Source organism: Maribellus maritimus, assembly GCF_022267315.1.
GTDB classification, from domain to species: domain Bacteria; phylum Bacteroidota; class Bacteroidia; order Bacteroidales; family Prolixibacteraceae; genus Draconibacterium; species Draconibacterium maritimum.
On sequence record NZ_JAIKLE010000003.1, the window covers coordinates 149,312 to 168,180 of the forward strand.

Sequence of the window (18,869 nt, forward strand, 5' to 3'; positions counted from 1 at the left end):
TTTTTCATGGACTTTATTCTCGACAATCAGGAAACCGAACAAAAATTTCAAAAATTATTGTCTCTTATCAAATTGCGGAAAAACGGTGATGTTTCTTTGATGATGAGCCAAAAAGGATTAAAATACAAACTAAACTGGGGTGTTTCGCTGATTGAACTAAGGGAAATTGCCAAACAATTTGACCCCGACCATTTACTTGCTTTAAAACTCTGGAACAAACAGTGGCGCGAAACCATGATTCTGGCTTCCCTGCTTGATGAGCCAGAAAAGGTAACAGAAGAACAGATGGACTACTGGACCAAAAGTTTTGAAAATACAGAAATTGCGGAACAGGTTTCTGCCAATCTTTGGGTGAAATGCAAATTTGCTTTTGTAAAAGCATTGGAGTGGTGCCGGGGGAAAAAATACCTGGTTCATTTTACCGGAATTCATTTAATGAGCAGACTCGCTGTGACAGAAAAAAATGCTATCGACGAGATGTTTGAGCCTTTTTATGCTGAACTGGAAGTACTGGCGCGAAACACAAAACTCCACACCATTATATACCGCTCGGTAATTGCTTTGGGTAGTCGTTCGGCATTATTAAATACACAAAGTGTAGAACTCGCTCTTCAAATGCAGCAAAGCGACTTTGAAGACACTGTCAAACTGGGGGAAACACTTTACGAAGAACTAAGCAGCCCTTATTTTAAGGAGGTCTGGAAAACAAATCCAAATAAGAATTTGTAATAATACCTGAAAAGCTGTCAGTATTTTGCTTCTGGCAGATTTTTTGAATTGTGTGACAACTGGTTTACATTAAGATTTTGAAAACATTTAAACAAAACAGAAAATGAACTTATCAAAAACATCAAATCCGGTTTTTAAAGAGAGGGTTTTTAGCCGGGGATATTCATCGGCATCAGATGTTATGACGGTGAACGGAACAATAAACAAAACCGCTCTGATGTTACTTTTGGTGGTAGCAGCTGCCGTTTTCACCTGGAACAAATTTTTTGACGTTGCCAACATTAATCCGGAGGCAGGATTTTCAGCCGTTGCACCATGGCTGGCCATTGGAGGGATTGGCGGATTTATAACGGTTCTAATCACTGTGTTCCGTCCGCAAAGTTCGGGAATTTCAGCACCGATTTATGCCGTTTTCGAAGGACTCTTTCTAGGCGGTATTTCTGCTTTTTTTGAAATGCAATACAACGGAATCGTAATGCGGGCCGTTGCACTAACACTGGCCGTTTTTGCTGCGATGCTGTTTTTCTACCGCTCGGGGATTATTAAAGTGACAAAAAAATTCATGTTGGGAGTTTTCGCCGCAACAGCCGGAATTGCGCTGGTTTATTTTGTAAGTTTTATCGCCGGACTTTTTGGCGCCAATCTTGGCTTTTTGTATGGAAGCAGTAATTTCAGCATCGGTTTTAGTTTGGTGGTAGTCGCTATTGCAGCGCTCAACCTGGTGCTCGATTTCTCTTTTATTGAACGGGCCGCCGGATCAGGAGCTCCAAAATACATGGAATGGTATGGCGCATTTGGCTTGATGGTAACTTTAATTTGGTTGTATCTCGAAATATTAAGGTTACTGGCTAAAGTGGCCAACCGGAATTAAAAAAATATTTTAGGTAAAGAATGGCATCCCTGTAAGTTGTAAACAAAGGAATGCCATTTTTTTCATTTGTTACAAAGGGAGGAAACTTCTTAAAACATTCCTGCCATACTATGTGTTCCGTATTTTGATGTTTAAAATATTTAAATTTATAAGAAACCTTAGTTGGATGAATTTCCTGACGCTATTGCTGCTTATCCTGACAACATTTTCTTCGTGTACTGTACGGAAAGCAATGCAGGCTGAGTTGAAACAGGAAATAACCCAAACTTTGAATCCGATAAAATCGGCTACCATCGCTTCATATCATTGTCTTAGCTACGACGAAATATCTGCAGTCCTTAAAACCGGAACCAATGTAGTAAAGCTAAATTTCTTCCCGAATTCAATTACACAAGCATTCACTTCACAAAATACAGTTAGCGGGAAATATTTATTCCCCATATCGGTAAACCTAAATTCTGCGGTTACCATTCCGCTATACATTCTTTTTCGCCAAATCAAAGCATTTGTTTAATTCTGAAATCAAAGCTTTTCCGTTTAGTCTTATCAAAAACTATTTTTCACTTTTAAATCCTTCTGTTTTGAAAACGGGGGAGCATAGTTAGATTACAAATCGACAAAGTAAATGTTACTTAATACCCAAACAAGTGTAAACTGATTTCAGATGAATTAAATAGATCGAAATGAATTATATAAAAGAAAAAACAAATCCAAAAGAATCGTTTGACCTCGCCGGTCTGATAAGTTTATCTCTGCGGCTTGTGGTCGGCTGGACATATTTCTCTGCATTTTGGAGAAGAATCATATTAACCGATAAGCTAAACCCTGACTTGCCGGGTTATATCGGAGAAAAATTTAATCATTTTCTCCCCAATGCACTCGGAATAAAACCACTTATCGGGTTTCTGGTCAGCCATCCCGAGTGGTTGTGGTGGGCAATGGTCGTTTTCACCATTACTGAAGGTATTGTTGGCTTGTTTTTGATGTTTGGATTATTTACCCGGTTAATGAGCATCGGCATTCTGAGCCTTGCTTTTGGAATTTTACTGGGCTCCGGCTGGATAGGAACCACCTGTCTAGATGAGTGGCAAATCGGAATCCTCGGAATTGCGGCCGGTTTTACCATCTTTCTTTCCGGTGGTGGAATATTTTCCATCGACAACCAGCTTTTTGTAAAAAACAAAAAGATAACAACAACAAAATGGTTTGCGTGGCTGGCGTCCGGCGAACTGCCTTTGTCAAAACAATACCTGAAAAAACTGACCTTTACAGGTGCCATATTAATTCTGTTTGTCAGCCTTTTTACCAACCAGGTTTTTCATGGTGGAATTTGGGGAACGTTGCACAATAAATCAGTAAAACCAGACATTGAAATTTCAAATGTTTTTGTTACGGATAAAAGTCTCAACTTTACAGTTTTCCGGACAGAGGGTGTAGATGTTTACGGTTCATTTTTAATCGAAATTGCATTGAGCAATCAGAACGACGAGAAAAAAATAGTACTGAATGGCGACGATTTAGCAAACTTTCCCGCAGAAAACATTTCAAACCATTTTGTAACCAAAGTAAAAACCGGAAAACACAGTCTGATTATCCCGCTTGGCGGCAAAGCCGACATTACCATTCCTTTTGAAAAACCGGAAGGACTTTCTCCGGGCACTTACAAACTGGTATTGACCGACGTTAGTGGAATATTCTGGACAACAGATATTGTTTTATAAATCTTTGCTAATACAGGATAACATCCCTCTGAAGTATCAGCAACAGGGATGTCATCCTGTTATTATCTTTTTGTTTCACTAGTTAATGATATAAATCTCCCGACTCCAAAAAAAACAATGTCATTTTACAGCTTATTTATTTTTTCCTGATAATTAAACTGCGCAAAATGACATTGATTCCTCCCAAAATACCGGTACAGGAATAGCCTCCGCCGGTAATTACGGAATTTCCCGCAGAACGCGCAAAAGACAACCCTATATATTACTGATATTTACACAAATAACAGCCCCGGCGGTACAGAAATTCTAATTTTATTGCCTAAAAAATACAAGTACAAAATTGAATTAGATTTTACATTTTTATTCCGATATATTAAATTCGTCGCAAAAACCAGAGCGTTTATGCAAGTTATTCCAGTAACCGATAAACAAACCGTAGACGAATTTCACAAGCTGCCGGAAACCATTTACAAAAATGATTCGAACTGGGTTCCGCAACTCCGGCTAATGCTCGAAGACTCTTTTGATCCAAAAAAAAATGCCAAATTTAAAACAGGAGATGCACGCCGCTGGATTTTAAAAAAAGATGGGAAATACATTGGCCGGATTGCCGCATTCTATGACGATGATTATGCGGGTGGATATGAACAACCCATCGGCGGATGCGGATTTTTTGAATGTATTGAAGATAAAAGTGCCGCATTTCTTCTTTTCGACACAGCAAAAATTTGGCTCAAAGAAAATGGGATGGAAGCCATGGATGGTCCCATAAACTTTGGAGAGAATTTCTTTTACTGGGGATTACTTTCCGACGGTTTTAAATCCCAAACTTTTGGGATGCAATACAATCCACCCTATTATCAGCATTTTTTTGAAGCATACGGTTTTAAAACTTTTTACGACCAGTACAGTTATTCACTTGATATTACCAACCCCGACCTGCCCGACCGTTTTTGGAAAATTGCTGCCTGGGTAGCCCAAAAACCGGGATTCTCCTATCAGCATTTTCGTTTCAAAAACCGGGACAAATATATCCGTGATTTTATCGAAATCCACAAACAGGCATGGAGTCATCACGGGAATTACAAACCGGTACGTTTTGAGCAATTAAAAGAAATGTTAGACAGTTCAAAACTGCTGCTCGATGAAGAATTTATCTGGTTTGTGTACCACAATAACAGCCCCATCGCTTTTTATATGATGATTCCCGATTTCAATCAGATTCTGCAAAAATTCAGCAACGGAAAGTTCAATCTGTACAAAATCATCAAATTTTTCTACTACAAAAAAATGAAAGCCATTACACGTTGCAGGGTGATTGTTTTGGGAGTTATTCCCAAATATCAGCGGATGGGGATTGAGTCAGGAATATTTTATCAGTTAAAAAAAGTGATGCTCCGAAAAACGTGGTACAATGACATGGAGATGAGCTGGGTGGGTGATTTTAATCCCAAAATGAATGCCTTGTTCAAATCGTTTGGTGCCAGACAGACACTCACGCATAAAACCATGCGTTATCTTTTCAACCAAAATAAAACGTTTAAAAGGGCTCCGATTATAGATTAATGTCCGGCATTTCCCAAATTTGAGCTACCTTCGCAAAAAAAGACGCCATGAAACTTGTAGAAGTAAACGATAAAAAAAGCCGGAAACTATTCCACGAGGTTCCCCGCACCATATATCAAAACGATTCCAACTGGGTTCAGCCTCTGGAAGGAATGGTTGAGGATACCTTTAATCCGGCCAAAAATAAAACCTTTAAAAACGGAAAAGCAATTCGGTGGGTGCTAACCGATGACAATAACAATTTGCTCGGGAGAATAGCAGCCTTTATCAATTTAAACACTGCCAAAACCTATGAGCAACCGACCGGCGGTTGTGGTTTTTTTGAATGTATCGATAAACAGGAGGCTGCAAATCTACTTTTTGATACCGCAAAAGAATGGAACAAAAAAAATGGGATGGAAGCCATGGATGGTCCGGTAAACTTTGGCGAAAACTACGTAAACTGGGGTTTACTGGTTGACGGTTTTATGCAACAGGGATATGGAATGCCCTACAATCCCCCGTATTATGAAAAACTTTTTCGCAATTATGGATTTGAAGTTTATTTTGAACAATATTGTTATCACCTCGATTACACTGTACCTTTCCCCGAACGTTTCTGGAAAATTGCAGAATGGATTGCCAAAAAACCACAATACAATTTTCGCCATTTTGATTATAAGGAAACAGATAAATTTGTAAAAGACTTCTGTACGGTTTATGATGCCGCCTGGTCTTTCCATGAACACTACAAGCCACTTGACCCAGAAGATATCCACGATTTTATTACCTCTTCCAAAGCGATTCTCGACCCTCAAATGATTTGGTTTGCTTATCACGAGGAAAAACCGATTGCTTTATTTGTTATGATTCCTGACATCAACCAAATTCTTAAAAAACTCAACGGGAAGCTAAATGTTTTGGGAATAGCAAAATTCCTCTATTACAAGTGGAAAAAAACCATGACCCGAACCCGGATAATCATTATGGGAATCGACGCAAAATACCAGCGTTCGGGAGTTGAATCGGCAGTTTTCTGGCATCAGGAACAGATTATGAAAAAGAAATCGCACCGGCATTACAAGGAGGTTGAACTTTCGTGGGCCGGCGACTTTAACCCCAAAATTATTGCTGTTTACGAAGCTACAGGAGCAAAACGGGCTAAAACACATTATACTATGCGTTATCTTTTTGACCGGAACAAACCCTTCCTGCGAGCACCGATAATTGGCTCCGAATCGCTTAACGAAAAAGTAAAGGCAAAAACAGGTAAAATTTAACACTACTTTTTTGGATTATAGCGATCTATAACTATCTTTGCAGGCCAAAATAAAAGTTGTAATAACAGAAAGAATGGATTGCAGTAATTGAAATGTAACCATTCAGATAAAAAATAAATAAAAATGAAAAAAGGAATACATCCCGAAGATTACAGACTGGTAGCTTTCAGAGATATGTCAAACGGACATACTTTTTTTACCAAGTCTACAGTTAACACCAAAGAAACTGAAGTTATCGACGGTGTTGAATACCCGCTGTTCAAAATTGAAATCTCAAATACCTCACATCCTTTTTACACCGGTAAAGTTAAACTGGTGGATACAGCAGGACGTGTTGACAAATTTATGAGCCGTTACGGGAAACACATGGACAAGAGAAAAAAATAAACGAAATAAGGCAATAGAAAAAACATCCGTCTTTTTGATGGATGTTTTTTTTTGTGCCAATATGAAATTTTGTCGGGATATTCCACAAATTCCTGTGAACATTTCCGATTAAAATCGTATTACTTTTTATGGCACAACTATTGACCAACACCACCTAATAAAATCAGAGCGTCTGAATAAGACAGTTTGTCACTAATTGGAATTATATGGGTAAAATAAAACATACAGGTATTCAAAATATATTTACAGGAATGGTCGATAATGATTCTGAGTTTATACCAATCATTGCCGACGGAGACGACAAAGAACTAAAAAATACGGAGATCCCGGATGTTCTTCCGATTCTCCCATTGCGCAATACGGTGTTATTTCCGGGAGTTGTACTTCCGATTACTGTTGGACGTGAAAAATCGTTGAGGCTGATAAAAGATGTTTATGCCGGCGGAAGACTATTGGGAACAATTGCGCAAAAAGATTATACGATTGACAAGCCCAAAACAACCGATTTGTTTCAAACAGGTACGGTTGCGGAAATTTTGAAAATTCTCGAAATGCCCGATGGCTCAACATCAGTAATTATCCAGGGAAAAAGAAGATATAATATTCTCGAATTTGTAAGCGAGGACCCTTATTTTAAAGCAAAAATTGAACCGCTGAGTGATTTTGTTCCTGAAAACGACAATGAATTCAGCGCCATTGTGGGGTCGCTAAAAGACCTTTCCATTAAAATTGCTCAATTTTCGGCTAATGTTCCGCCTGAGGCGACTTTTGCTGTTAAAAATATTGAGAATTCTACTTTCCTCATCAATTTTATTTGTTCGAATACCGATCTGAATGTGTCTGACAAGCAAAACCTATTGGAAATAGAGAGCATCAAAGAAAGGGGTGTTCAGGCCATTAGCTACCTGGTAAAAGAGGTCCAAATGCTGGAGCTAAAACAGGACATACAGAAGAAAGTAAAAACCGACATGGACAAGCAACAGCGCGAGTTTATGTTGAACCAGCAAATGAAGACGATCCAGGATGAGTTGGGCGGAAATCCGGTGGAACAGGAAATTAAAGAACTCAAAGCAAAAGCCAAAGAAAAAAAGTGGGATGAAGATGTAGCCAAGTTTTTTGAAAAAGAAGTGGAAAAGCTGGGGCGTTTAAATCCGGCTGCAGGAGAATATTCTGTTCAATATACTTTTTGCCAGACTTTGCTTGATTTACCCTGGAACGAATATACCAAAGATAATTTCGACCTGAAGAATGCCAGTAAAGTATTGGATGAAGATCACTACGGACTGGAAAAGGTAAAGGAAAGGATTCTGGAACACCTGGCAGTGCTGAAACTAAAAAATGACATGAAATCTCCGATTCTGTGTTTGTATGGCCCCCCGGGAGTCGGAAAAACATCACTCGGAAAATCGGTTGCACGGGCACTGGACAGAAACTACGTCCGAATCAGTTTGGGTGGATTACATGATGAATCCGAAATCCGGGGGCACCGGAAAACATACATCGGTGCAATGCCCGGCCGGATTATTCAAAATATACGAAAAGCAAAATCATCCAACCCGGTTTTTATTCTGGATGAGATTGACAAAGTTTCAAAACATTTTCATGGAGATCCTGCTTCTGCTTTGCTCGAAGTTCTGGATCCGGAACAAAATGGCGAATTCCACGACAATTATGTGGAACACGATTATGACCTTTCAAGGGTGATGTTTATTGCTACAGCAAATACATTAAGTACCATTGCTCCTCCTCTTCGCGATCGGTTGGAGCTTATTGAGGTAAGCGGATACCTGGTGGAAGAAAAAATAGAAATTGCCAAACGACACCTGATTCCAAAACAGCTGGAGAATCACGGTTTAACAAAAAAGGACGTTTCATTTTCCAAAGATGCTATTGAGCTTGTAATTGACGGATACACCCGCGAATCGGGTGTGCGCGAACTGGATAAGAAAATCGCCAAAGTAGTGCGACGCATTGCTAAAAAAATAGCTTTTGAAGAAAGTTACAATAAAAAGCTCAGCAAAGCAGACATAAAAGAATACCTCGGAGTTACGGAATATTCCAAAGAGAAATACCAGGGTAATGATTTTGCAGGGGTGGTAACCGGTTTAGCCTGGACAGCGGTTGGCGGAGAAATTCTGTATGTGGAAACCAGTCTCAGTAAAGGAAAAGGTTCGTTGACACTCACCGGTAACCTGGGCGATGTGATGAAAGAATCAGCCATGCTGGCCCACGAATATCTAAAATCGCATGCAGAACAACTGGAACTGAAGCCTGAAGTATTTAATAACTGGAACGTTCACATTCACGTTCCCGAAGGTGCGATTCCCAAAGACGGTCCTTCGGCTGGTGTCACTATGGTTACGTCGCTTGCGTCAGCTTTCACTCAGCGAAAAGTAAAAAAGAACCTTGCCATGACAGGTGAGATTACACTCCGGGGAAAAGTACTGCCCGTTGGCGGAATAAAAGAAAAAATCCTGGCGGCAAAACGTGCCGGAATTACCGAAATTATTCTTTCGGAAGACAACAAAAAGAACCTGGAAGAAATAAAAGATATTTACCTGAAAGGATTAAAATTCCACTTTGTAAAAACCATTATGGACGTGCTGGACATTGCACTTCTGAAAACAAAAGTGGAAAAACCGGTATTGGTGAACTAATACCTCTTGTATTTTCGGTTTTTGAAAAGTATTTCAACTGCCGGAGAACAAAAAAGGAGCACGTTCTACGTACTCCTTTTTTGTTTTGTATGGGAAAAAGTCAATACTATTTCACCATTCTGTATGTCTTCTGTAAATCTTTAACTTTTGTCAGCGGAACCAGTTTAAATGAATAATTATACTGTTTTTCCAACAAACGGTATTTTTCTATTGGCCTGGCATTTATCGACCAGGAATCATTTCCGCCCACACCTGCCAGTTCAGCACTGATATTTACGGTCAAATCCTCCGCCTTTTTCAATTCATTGGTATGTTGTGCTTCCCTGATATTTTCAGCAGAATAGGGCCAAACCGATGTTTGTACCGGCTCATTTCCAACAACCATTAAACCATTGTTTTGATTATTGGTAAGCGACAGCCATCGCACACAGGTATGGTTGCTGCTTTCCTGTGGTTTTACATAGTTGTAATAAAAATCGTCGACTTGGCCTGAATAAACATCTACTTCTGCAGCACCATTCCTGTCAACATAATTTTCAAAAGGTCCTTTCCCGTAAAAACTCATATTGCTAAAATTATCCGGGACACCCGTTGTCATTCCCACACGAATAGGTTCGGGCATTTCTTCAGGGATATTTAAATCAAACTGAACCACAATTTCACCTTCAGAGGAAAACTGATAAGTCAGCAATAATGTCAAATCTTCATAAGTCAGATTTGCCTGAACTTTTGAGCTTTCTTTGTCAATATCCAGGGAATTTACTTTTAATAAGCCGGGCAGTTCGTTCCATACATTTAACGAGTTCTGTGCTCTCCAGCCGCGCTCATCATTGTCGGTAAGCGGGCGCCAGAAATAGGGCTGCAAGGCGGCTGTCAGCAACTCTTCATCTCCTTTTTGCATGGAAACAAGCAAACCACTTGATTTTGAAACTTCGGCTTTAAAACCTTTTCCTGACACGACAACAGATTCACCCGATTCTTCGATTGTAAGATTTGACGCTTTACTTTGATTGTCAGCAGAAACCGAGGTCTCCAGCGGAAGTTTAAACTGTTCTTTTGCCACTTCGTGTCCAGCCTTTGCCCAGTTTTTTTCTTCTTTTAACTGAACACTCAAACGCAACCAATATTCTGCATTTGGCGATGTTTTAATATCATGGAACGGAATCTGAACAACTTTGGCATCGCCGGGATTCAGAATCAACGATTCGATCTCACCCGACTGAATTTCTACTCCATCCTCTTTTAGCGACCATACCAGTTTTAATTCAGCAAGGTTGGTAAAATTGTGTCGGTTTCTGACTCTTACCAACCCATTTTCCAAATCAACAGCCGAAAATTCAACCGGCTGCATGACATATTTAGCTTCGTAGGTTTGTGGTTTTGGTGCACGGTCGGAAGCAATAACACCATTAATACAAAAATTATTTCCATTGGGAGTGTCTCCAAAATCTCCACCGTAAGCAAAAAATTCTTTTCCGTTTTCATCTTTTTTCAAAAGTCCCTGGTCGATCCAATCCCAGATAAAACCACCGATAAGATTGGGGTATTTACGAATCAAATCCCAGTATTCCTGAAAATTCCCCAGTGAATTCCCCATGGCATGTGCATATTCGCATTGCATAATCGGGCGTTTTATATACGGACTTTTCGCCATCGCCTCCAGTTGTTCCAGGTTGGCGTACATACGGCTAAGTACATCCACAAATTCCGGGTCGGTGGGATTTCCGGTACGTCCCAACTGACGTTGGTTGTATTCAGTAGTTCCGTAAGCCACATAATCCTTGTGTTCCGGCTGGCCTTCAGCTCCTTCGTAGTGAATAAAACGGGTAGGGTCAAAATCTTTTACCCAGCCTGCTGCTCCCGCATGGTTGGGGCCGGTTCCCGACTCGTTCCCCAACGACCAGGAGATGACAGACGGATGGTTTTTGTCGCGTTCAACCATACGAACCACCCTGTCGGCAAAGGCCATATGCCATTCCGATTGATTGGTCAGGTACCCCATAGAACCATGAGTTTCTATGTTGGCCTCATCAATTACATACAATCCGTATTTATCACACAAATCATAGAAATACGGATCGTTGGGATAATGACAAGTACGTACCGCATTAAAATTGAACCGTTTCATCAGCAGCACATCCTGCAACATGTCATCGCGTGTAACCGATTTCCCCCGTAGGTAATTGTGGTCGTGACGATTTACACCATAAAGTTTTACTGATTTTCCGTTGATCAGAAGCTGCCCATTTTGGGTTTCTACTTCGCGAAATCCCACTTTTGCCGACCGGGCTTCCACAACTTCCCCATCTTTGTCTTTTAGTGTTAATACCACAGAGTAGAGTACCGGTTTCTCGGCAGACCATTGTTCGGGACTGGAAATTTTCTTCTCCATCAACCCAAAATAAACGTTGTCACGCTGCGGGTAACGTTCAAAAACAATATCCGCGACATCAATACTGATAGGTTTATCAAAGATCGGTTTGTCCTGAGGAGAAAACAACTCTGCTTCCAGGGTCCACCCGCTAATTGGCACATCAGGATTTCGGCTGATGGTAGGTCTTATTTGCAGCAGTGCATCCTGATAATTGGCATCCAAACGTGTACGTACAAAAAAGTCTTCAATAGCAATTTTTGGCTGGGCAAGCAACATCACTTCCCGGTAAATCCCACTCATTCGCCAGTGATCCTGATCTTCCAGATAACTGCCATCGCTCCAGCGAAACACCTGAACTGCCAATGCATTCTCCCCTGTTTTCAAAAAGTTGGTGATATCAAACTCAGCTGGTAAGCGGCTGTCCTGGCTATATCCAACTTTCTCGCCGTTTACCCACACATACATTGCCGAGCTAACACCACCAAAATGAAGAATTACACGTTGATTACTCCACTCTTCAGGAACTGTAAAAGTTTTTACATATGAGCCCACAGGATTGTCGCGGGCAATCACCGGAGGATTAGGTCTTGAAGGTGCAATAACATCTGCCATAAAACGTGAAAACAATTCCTGTCGTGACAAGCCTTCCGGAACATCATAATTTTCCTGGTACCACTCCATTGGATTTACTCCATCGGGAACCGGAGACTCCGGTCCAAACGGGTAGCCCGAATTCATATAAATAGGAGTTCCATACCCTTCCATTTCCCAGTTCGACGGTACTTCAATATCGTCCCAGCCCAAAACGTCTTTATTGTAAAAGTCCACGGGCCGATTTTCTTCCTTTTCTACAAAATTAAACTTCCATATCCCATCTAAAGAAATCATTCTTGATGTTTCCCGATCTCCTTTTAAAGCATCACTTTGCGACTTAAAAGAATAGGACGTTGCATGCGCGGGCAATTTATTCTTAGCAATTACCGTCGGGTCTTCCCAATCGGAATTCTGTGCCCATGCAAGAGATGTAAAAAGGATTAAAACAAGTGTGTATAATTTGTTCATTGTACAGTAAATTATTGATTTTTATTGATTCTCTCTTTTTTAAAGACGTAGATTTTTGCATATACACCTATATAAATATAATTTTTGAAAATTATATAACGCCGGTGTCATTCTAATGCATCGTAAGCGGGATAAAATATTTGTTTCCCTAAATTAAAAAAGGCGTTTACCGGCACTTTAATCTTGTTTAAAAAACAAAACAACCGGAAAAGAAGGAGCCTCGCGCACCAGCCTACATTTCCTCCGAAGAAGGAATCAGTTGTGCCGACAGATCCGGATCTGTCATTTCTTTATCCAGGGGGAACATTGGTCTGTGAATCCGCTGGTATCCGAGGCGTTCCAAATCCTGATCTACGCCACCGGGAGTCAGCGCCATGATCCAGTCGGCCCTCATATCATAAAGTTCGGGTACCAGATAACCAATTTTAACCACCACAATATCTGCTTCCCGGGGGACCAAACCAAGTTCAGTAAAATCCCTTTCGTAATGGTAAGGTTTGCGTTTTTTTGTTACAATCACTTTTACACTGCCCACCTGAATGACAGCGATCTCGCCCGCAGTGGGATCATGGGTTTCAAGGGCCAATACTTTACCGGAAAGTTTTACAGGCGGAGCAAAACGGTCATCAACAATGGCACCTGCCACGCCGGTCACATCACCTCCTACACCCGCCACAAGTGCTTTTTCGACTAATTCCGGTCCGGGAATGGAAGCATAAATCAGCGACGGGCCATTTTCAGATTGAAACTCCGGACGTTTAAGAATTTCAGTCAAAGTCCAGGTAACATCCCCTGCACCTCCTGCAGTTGGGTTGTCTCCCATATCGCTGATAATAAACGGATGTTTATCGCTTTTTACGGCCATATCCAAACATTCACCGAGTGGGGCCACCGGAGCCACAAACTCAAATTCATTCCGCACATCCCAAAAACTTTGTGCAAGATATTCCGCACCGTCCACCACTTTTTTCCGGTCATCGCCGGTAACCATAACATATCCCCGGTTACGCGGTTCATCAGCCCAAGCATACCCAATCCAGATGGCTGCATCAATTACACCTTCCTGGTCAGCTACCCCCGGAACCCGGGCATACAAACTTTTCCCGGGCTCAATTCGCGTGCTGGTTTTTTCTCCCGGTAATAAAATCGGCACCGGTATCCAGGCTTTGTATGCTGGTTTTCCTTTCCCGCTCTCCAACCTGTCGAGCAGATTTTCAAGTGCCCGTTGTTTTGACTCCAGTGCGTCTTCATGGGGTGCCATCCTGTAGCAGGTTATCAAATCGGTGTGGTGTGCCAGACGTTCACTTACATTTCCGTGCAAATCCATCGATGTTGAAATTACTGTCTCAAGGCCTACTACTTCACGTATTTTTTTAATCATGTCTCCTTCCGGATCATCTAAACCAATAACGCTCATCGCTCCGTGAATGTCAAAAAATACACCATCATAAGGAAGGTTCTCTTTTAGTTTAGCCAGCGTTTCATTCATTAAACTGTCGTATGCTTCGCGTGTTACAATACCTCCCGGAATGGCATGCCCGCGAAGTGTTGGAAACCATTCCGCCCTTTTTCGGTCGGGAGCATCTTCCGCCAAGAACGGATAATATGAAAATATTTCTTCTCCCGTTCGGACACGAAATGCATCGGCATTGGTAACCGCCGGAGAAAATGTACTTGATTCAATTGCCAGTCCGCAAATGGCTATCCGGGGAAGCTCGGTTGCACCGGTTTCGTTGTTTTGCTTCCTGTTTCCTGAATGACAAGACGCTAACAATAAAAACGATATAATAATGATGAGAGAAGAACCTTTATTCATACCTAAAAATATTATGGGTTATCAAATTATCCAGGTAAATATAAGAAGCTTTTTTGGGAGAGCAGACCGAAAATCACACGAAAAGTCATGGCATCGATCCAACACGTAAAATCAAAGAGCAAAACTTCTTTTTCGAAAGGTTAAAATCGACCTGAATTCTCTCCGCATGTAAAAAACAAGCAACAGGCATATCTATTTTTTAAAATTCCCGTAAACACAAGCGCACTGTTATTTGTATATAAAATAATGACTTTCAGCACATGACTGTAATTATATGAGTAAAACATTGTCCACATTTATCAAAAATCTTTCAGGATTTATTCCCTACCCTAATTTAGGTAAGACAGAATTGTTTGTGGAGTGGAAAAACCGGTTGTTGTTTTTTCTCCTGGAAGCGATGGTTGTTCTGGGCACCGTGGCTTATATCCCGAGTATGCTGCTCTCTGTAAAAGAAAAACTCTGGTCTGTTGCCGCCATTGATTCTCTGGTTTATCTTTCTGTCGTTTATATCACTTTTTCAAAAAAAATGTCTGCCAACACAAAGGTTCTCGGCAGCATTGTTATTTTTTATTTTCTGGGTGTTGCCCTTTTGTTGTTTCTTGGGAAAGACGGAGCCGGTTTTAACTGGTTGTTTATCTATCCTATCCTTTCCAGCTTTTTTTATGGACGAAACGGAGCAACAAAGGCTACTCTGACAAACATAATTACACTGGCCCTTTTAGCCCTTCCTGTTTATTTTGAATGGACAGAGCTTGGTCTTATCAGTGAATACGGAATTGCGGGATGGATAGTAAACTCTGTGAATTTTATTGTTATCTGTGCTCTTATTTCTTTTTCACTTGCCGTCATTATTTCCAATATCGATAAGTCGTTAAAAAAAGAAAAAGAACTTACCCACCTGCTAACCGAAAATCAGGAGAAACTGGCTGTTGAGAAAGAAAGAGCGGAAGAATCAGACCGCTTAAAATCTACTTTTCTGGCAAATATGAGCCATGAAATACGAACACCGATGAATTCCATTCTGGGTTTTTCCAATTTATTGTCAGACCCGGAGATTTCACCGGATAAAACGCAAAAATACAACCAGCTTATTCACCTGGCAGGCGGACAATTAATGAATATTATCGATGACATAATCGATATTTCAAAAATTGAATTAAATCAGATGACGATTAAAAAAGCTCCGATGAATATCTGGCAGTGTATAACAGAGATCCTTGAAATTCAGCAAAACAGAATCGACTCGCTTGATAAGGATTTGTTACTAAAAACCGATGTCCCGGCTGAATACCGGCGCTTGCTGATTGAGTCGGACGAATTGCGGGTAAAACAAATTTTAAACAACCTGGTGGGTAACGCTGTAAAATACACCCAGGCAGGAAGTGTTACATTTGGATACCGCCCAAAATTGCAACCAAATGAAAAGGTAATTGAATTTTTTGTAAAAGATACCGGACGTGGGATTCCCCCGAACGATCAGGAAAAAATATTTGGCCGTTTCACGCAGGCGGGAAATGTGGATTTTAAAGAAGGAACCGGTCTGGGACTAAGTATTACCAAGGGTTTGCTTGATCTTCTGGAAGGAAAAATCTGGCTGGAATCGGAAGAGGGAAAAGGAAGTAAATTTTATTTTACACTTCCTTATAATGAAAGCATAGTTAAAAACACAAACAAACCCCAACCATCAGTCATTTCCGACCTGACCGGAAAAACGATTTATATTGCTGAAGACGATACCTTTTCATTTTATTACCTGGAGGAATTGTTAAAACCAACGCATATTAAAATCCAAAAGGCCGGTAACGGCAAGGAATTGCTTGAGCTGATCAGCGAAAAAACACCGGATCTTGTTTTGCTCGACATAAACATGCCGGTTATGGATGGTTATGAAGCGATTCAGAAAATCAGGAAAACACAACCCAACCTGCCGGTAATTGCACAAACCGCTTATGCTATGGCCGAAGAACAACAAAAATGTATCAAGCTCGGGTGCAACGACTATATTGCCAAACCCATAAAAAAGGACCGTTTTTTTTATTTGTTAAACACTTATCTCAAAAATTAGATTCCCTACTTCTGATTTTTACAAATTTTAGGGGAACAAAGGATTACAATATTTCATGTCGCTTTATCTTATCCATAAATTTGACTATTTTAGGTCATCTTTAAATCCGTAAAAATGAATCTTTTCCTTCGTTTTGGTACCTCAATTGTAATATTGGCACTGTTATCATACACTGTTGCCATTGTTACCGAGCAACGCAAAAAAAGGATAGACAAAACCATACTCATTTTTTTAACACTGGGCGTTTTTCTCGATATCACAGCTACTGCGTTTATGATTCTGGGTTCTTCAAAAGGAGGATTTACACTCCATGGAATACTGGGATATTCTTCGCTGCTCGCCATGTTTACCGACGCTGTGCTTATATGGCGGCATAAAACAAAAAAAGGCTTACATTCTTTGGTCCCGGCAAAGCTGCATCTCTATTCAAGATACGCGTACCTCTGGTGGATTATTGCTTTTATAACAGGCGGGTTACTGGTAGCTTTCCGGTAAAAAACCGATATTACAACCTGATAAAAAAAACCCTTCACCCTTCAAAAAAGTCTTTTCAAGCATAACAAACAGTCATACATCGATTTGCATGAAACTTTTCAAACATATGTGCGTCTTTTTTAATATACAATTGACAGAAAAAACAGAAAACAACCCGAAATAGCTTTCTTTTTCCACTAACCGAAGCAGGAAAACGGGAGAATGAGAGCTGTTCTTTTTTACTAAAATAATTACTAACCGAAGTGACACGCGTATTGTTAACTTCAAAAAAAAGATGTCATGAAAACAAAACAATTCACATTAGCACTGCTTGCAGTTGCCTTAACATTAAGTGTGGCTGCCACAAAAATTCCGAAAATGAACATCGTAGCACTCGATGATTCAAAAACACTGATTGCTGCCGAAACGGATCCCGGAGTATCATCTGAAATTTTGATTGAAGACCAACGTGGAAGGATGGTTTACTACAAACTTAGCAAAGCATCTCCGGAATATAAATCGGTTTTTGATTTTTCAAAACTGGAGGATGGAACATATACTGTTAAAATTAAATCGGGAAAGGTATCGGCTACCCGTGTAATGGAAGTAAATGACGGAAAAGTTGTTGTAAGCGCTGCAATAAAAACCCGCATCGACCCCTACTTTTCGTGTGATGACAGAATCCTCAAAGTATCTTACCTCAACTTCGACAAGAATGATATTTCGCTGCTGATCTACAAAGGCAGTCAGCTGGTGTTTCAGTCGGGTTTGGGCACTGAATTTAATGTCCAAAAGGGTTTTAATGTTTCGAATTTAATAAGAGGAGACTATCACGTTGTTCTGGCAGGAACAGGAGAAGATTTTAGTTACCGTCTTACACGGTAAATGTTCTATAAATTAAAGTTTGAGCCCTTGCTGTTTGCAAGGGCTTTTTTTCCAATCGGGTTATCCTCAAAACCATAATAGCTTTTGTATATTTTAAAATTCCTGCCGACTGCCATTTACGGATAGGTTCGGTTTCCCTTCCGGCAACATGCAGCACCTTATACCTATTCGCTAAACATAAATGTAATTCGGTTAAAATAGATGGTTGTGGTCGCCTCAAAAGCCGAATCGGTACCAACGATTAACCATGCCTCTCCGTTTCCACTGGCGGTAAGCGTAAACGATATAATGTTGCCAGACACTGTCTTCAAGGCATATTCGTTTGTATTGGTATCGTTCGAAAAATCGCCAATTACAATCATATCCTCACCACTCTGCGCTTGGTTTCCTTTGTCTATATTCATACGGTACCAGTCTGACTCATCCGTCTCAGGTTTGGGTTCTGTTGCACATACACCGGCTTTTATATAAACACTTTCGCCCGCGCTACCTCCAACACCGGCTGAAACATCGGCAACATTTGATGCAAATTCAACCGTAAATTCAACCTTATAAACTTTGTTGGCCTGCAATCCTGAAATCTTTCGTTTTACAAACATAAACAAGTCATCGCTGTGGTTATTGCCCGATATTTTCAGAGCCCCCCGGGTCTGATCCAAAGGTTCGGGCAATGTGGCATATTCAAACAGCATCTCATAAAATGAATCGTTTCCCGCGGGATAATCGGCAAAACCAGCTGTCCATCCTTCAGTATCCGAATTAAATTCATAGGAAAATTCTTGCGGTGCAGGAGCATTTTCATCTTCATCGCAACTCAAAAACAAAAGTGAGGCAGCAATCACTGCAATAAATAATTTTCCACTAAAATTCATTGTTTCCTTCTTCTTCATCGCTTTTTATTTAAATCGTATGAATCAGATGAAAGAAAAACAATCGGGGTTGCTTCGCTGGTGTAAAATGAAAGGGTAATTTTAAATCGGGGCGGCTGTACTCCAGTCGATTT

General features: G+C 40.5%; 14 protein-coding genes. 11 read left to right on the forward strand and 3 right to left on the reverse strand.

The annotated features are described in order from the left end of the window. The first annotated feature begins 6 nt into the window (after nucleotides 1–6). The 8 genes from K5G00_RS03965 to lon all read left to right on the forward strand — a co-directional run bounded on the left by K5G00_RS03965 (nucleotide 7) and on the right by lon (nucleotide 9,190). Nucleotides 7–729, forward strand: a complete 723-nt coding sequence (locus tag K5G00_RS03965; RefSeq protein ID WP_238764441.1) for a DNA alkylation repair protein — start codon at nucleotides 7–9, stop codon at nucleotides 727–729. 103 nt (nucleotides 730–832) lie between these two features. Beyond that, nucleotides 833–1,600, forward strand: coding sequence for a Bax inhibitor-1/YccA family protein (locus K5G00_RS03970; RefSeq protein ID WP_158868477.1), 768 nt, complete (start codon nucleotides 833–835; stop codon nucleotides 1,598–1,600). Nucleotides 1,601–1,766: 166 nt separating this feature from the next. Continuing rightward, on the forward strand, nucleotides 1,767–2,114 hold the full coding sequence (locus tag K5G00_RS03975) for a hypothetical protein (protein WP_238764442.1): 348 nt from the start codon (nucleotides 1,767–1,769) through the stop codon (nucleotides 2,112–2,114). 169 nt (nucleotides 2,115–2,283) lie between these two features. Further along, on the forward strand, nucleotides 2,284–3,321 hold the full coding sequence (locus tag K5G00_RS03980) for a TQO small subunit DoxD (RefSeq protein WP_238764443.1): 1,038 nt from the start codon (nucleotides 2,284–2,286) through the stop codon (nucleotides 3,319–3,321). Nucleotides 3,322–3,723: 402 nt separating this feature from the next. Then, nucleotides 3,724–4,887, forward strand: coding sequence for a GNAT family N-acetyltransferase (locus K5G00_RS03985; RefSeq protein WP_238764444.1), 1,164 nt, complete (start codon nucleotides 3,724–3,726; stop codon nucleotides 4,885–4,887). A gap of 47 nt (nucleotides 4,888–4,934) precedes the next feature. Then, nucleotides 4,935–6,146: a GNAT family N-acetyltransferase gene (locus K5G00_RS03990; RefSeq protein ID WP_238764445.1), complete on the forward strand. Its 1,212-nt coding sequence runs from the start codon at nucleotides 4,935–4,937 to the stop codon at nucleotides 6,144–6,146. 123 nt (nucleotides 6,147–6,269) lie between these two features. Next, the gene (locus K5G00_RS03995; RefSeq protein WP_158864054.1) at nucleotides 6,270–6,533 is read left to right on the forward strand and encodes a type B 50S ribosomal protein L31; all 264 of its coding nucleotides are present in this window, start codon (nucleotides 6,270–6,272) and stop codon (nucleotides 6,531–6,533) included. Nucleotides 6,534–6,739: 206 nt separating this feature from the next. After that, entirely contained in the window at nucleotides 6,740–9,190 is a 2,451-nt protein-coding gene (gene lon, locus K5G00_RS04000) for an endopeptidase La (protein ID WP_238764447.1), read from the forward strand. Between the two features lie 106 nt (nucleotides 9,191–9,296). On the opposite strand, the gene K5G00_RS04005 is transcribed toward lon, so the two are convergent. Both K5G00_RS04005 and K5G00_RS04010 read right to left on the reverse strand, forming a co-directional pair. Further along, nucleotides 9,297–12,626, reverse strand: a complete 3,330-nt coding sequence (locus K5G00_RS04005; RefSeq protein WP_238764448.1) for a glycoside hydrolase family 2 TIM barrel-domain containing protein — start codon at nucleotides 12,624–12,626, stop codon at nucleotides 9,297–9,299. Nucleotides 12,627–12,858: 232 nt separating this feature from the next. Next, nucleotides 12,859–14,442, reverse strand: a complete 1,584-nt coding sequence (locus K5G00_RS04010; RefSeq protein ID WP_238764449.1) for a M81 family metallopeptidase — start codon at nucleotides 14,440–14,442, stop codon at nucleotides 12,859–12,861. A 274-nt stretch (nucleotides 14,443–14,716) separates the two neighbouring features. Between K5G00_RS04010 and K5G00_RS04015 the strand changes: the two genes are divergently transcribed. The 3 genes from K5G00_RS04015 (at nucleotide 14,717) to K5G00_RS04025 (ending at nucleotide 17,866) form a co-directional block, all read left to right on the forward strand. Next, nucleotides 14,717–16,507, forward strand: a complete 1,791-nt coding sequence (locus K5G00_RS04015) for an ATP-binding protein (RefSeq protein WP_238764450.1) — start codon at nucleotides 14,717–14,719, stop codon at nucleotides 16,505–16,507. Between the two features lie 114 nt (nucleotides 16,508–16,621). Continuing rightward, a complete protein-coding gene (locus K5G00_RS04020) occupies nucleotides 16,622–17,002 on the forward strand; it encodes a hypothetical protein (protein WP_238764451.1) in 381 nt (126 codons plus the stop codon). A 279-nt stretch (nucleotides 17,003–17,281) separates the two neighbouring features. Continuing rightward, complete coding sequence (locus tag K5G00_RS04025) at nucleotides 17,282–17,866, forward strand: T9SS type A sorting domain-containing protein (protein ID WP_238764452.1); 585 nt, start codon at nucleotides 17,282–17,284, stop codon at nucleotides 17,864–17,866. A gap of 164 nt (nucleotides 17,867–18,030) precedes the next feature. Here the strand turns inward: K5G00_RS04025 and K5G00_RS04030 are convergent, their stop codons facing one another. Beyond that, nucleotides 18,031–18,756: a hypothetical protein gene (locus tag K5G00_RS04030; protein WP_238764453.1), complete on the reverse strand. Its 726-nt coding sequence runs from the start codon at nucleotides 18,754–18,756 to the stop codon at nucleotides 18,031–18,033. Nucleotides 18,757–18,869 lie beyond the last annotated feature (113 nt).

Excerpts from the sequence above, each read along its gene's own strand:
- K5G00_RS03965 (WP_238764441.1), top strand. The coding sequence starts at position 7 with ATGGACTTTATTCTCGACAATCAGGAAACCGAACAAAAATTTCAAAAA.
- K5G00_RS03970 (WP_158868477.1), top strand. The coding sequence starts at position 833 with ATGAACTTATCAAAAACATCAAATCCGGTTTTTAAAGAGAGGGTTTTT.
- K5G00_RS03975 (WP_238764442.1), top strand. The coding sequence starts at position 1,767 with ATGAATTTCCTGACGCTATTGCTGCTTATCCTGACAACATTTTCTTCG.
- K5G00_RS03980 (WP_238764443.1), top strand. The coding sequence starts at position 2,284 with ATGAATTATATAAAAGAAAAAACAAATCCAAAAGAATCGTTTGACCTC.
- K5G00_RS03985 (WP_238764444.1), top strand. The coding sequence starts at position 3,724 with ATGCAAGTTATTCCAGTAACCGATAAACAAACCGTAGACGAATTTCAC.
- K5G00_RS03990 (WP_238764445.1), top strand. The coding sequence starts at position 4,935 with ATGAAACTTGTAGAAGTAAACGATAAAAAAAGCCGGAAACTATTCCAC.
- K5G00_RS03995 (WP_158864054.1), top strand. The coding sequence starts at position 6,270 with ATGAAAAAAGGAATACATCCCGAAGATTACAGACTGGTAGCTTTCAGA.
- lon (WP_238764447.1), top strand. The coding sequence starts at position 6,740 with ATGGGTAAAATAAAACATACAGGTATTCAAAATATATTTACAGGAATG.
- K5G00_RS04005 (WP_238764448.1), bottom strand. The coding sequence starts at position 12,626 with ATGAACAAATTATACACACTTGTTTTAATCCTTTTTACATCTCTTGCA.
- K5G00_RS04010 (WP_238764449.1), bottom strand. The coding sequence starts at position 14,442 with ATGAATAAAGGTTCTTCTCTCATCATTATTATATCGTTTTTATTGTTA.
- K5G00_RS04015 (WP_238764450.1), top strand. The coding sequence starts at position 14,717 with ATGAGTAAAACATTGTCCACATTTATCAAAAATCTTTCAGGATTTATT.
- K5G00_RS04020 (WP_238764451.1), top strand. The coding sequence starts at position 16,622 with ATGAATCTTTTCCTTCGTTTTGGTACCTCAATTGTAATATTGGCACTG.
- K5G00_RS04025 (WP_238764452.1), top strand. The coding sequence starts at position 17,282 with ATGAAAACAAAACAATTCACATTAGCACTGCTTGCAGTTGCCTTAACA.
- K5G00_RS04030 (WP_238764453.1), bottom strand. The coding sequence starts at position 18,756 with ATGAAGAAGAAGGAAACAATGAATTTTAGTGGAAAATTATTTATTGCA.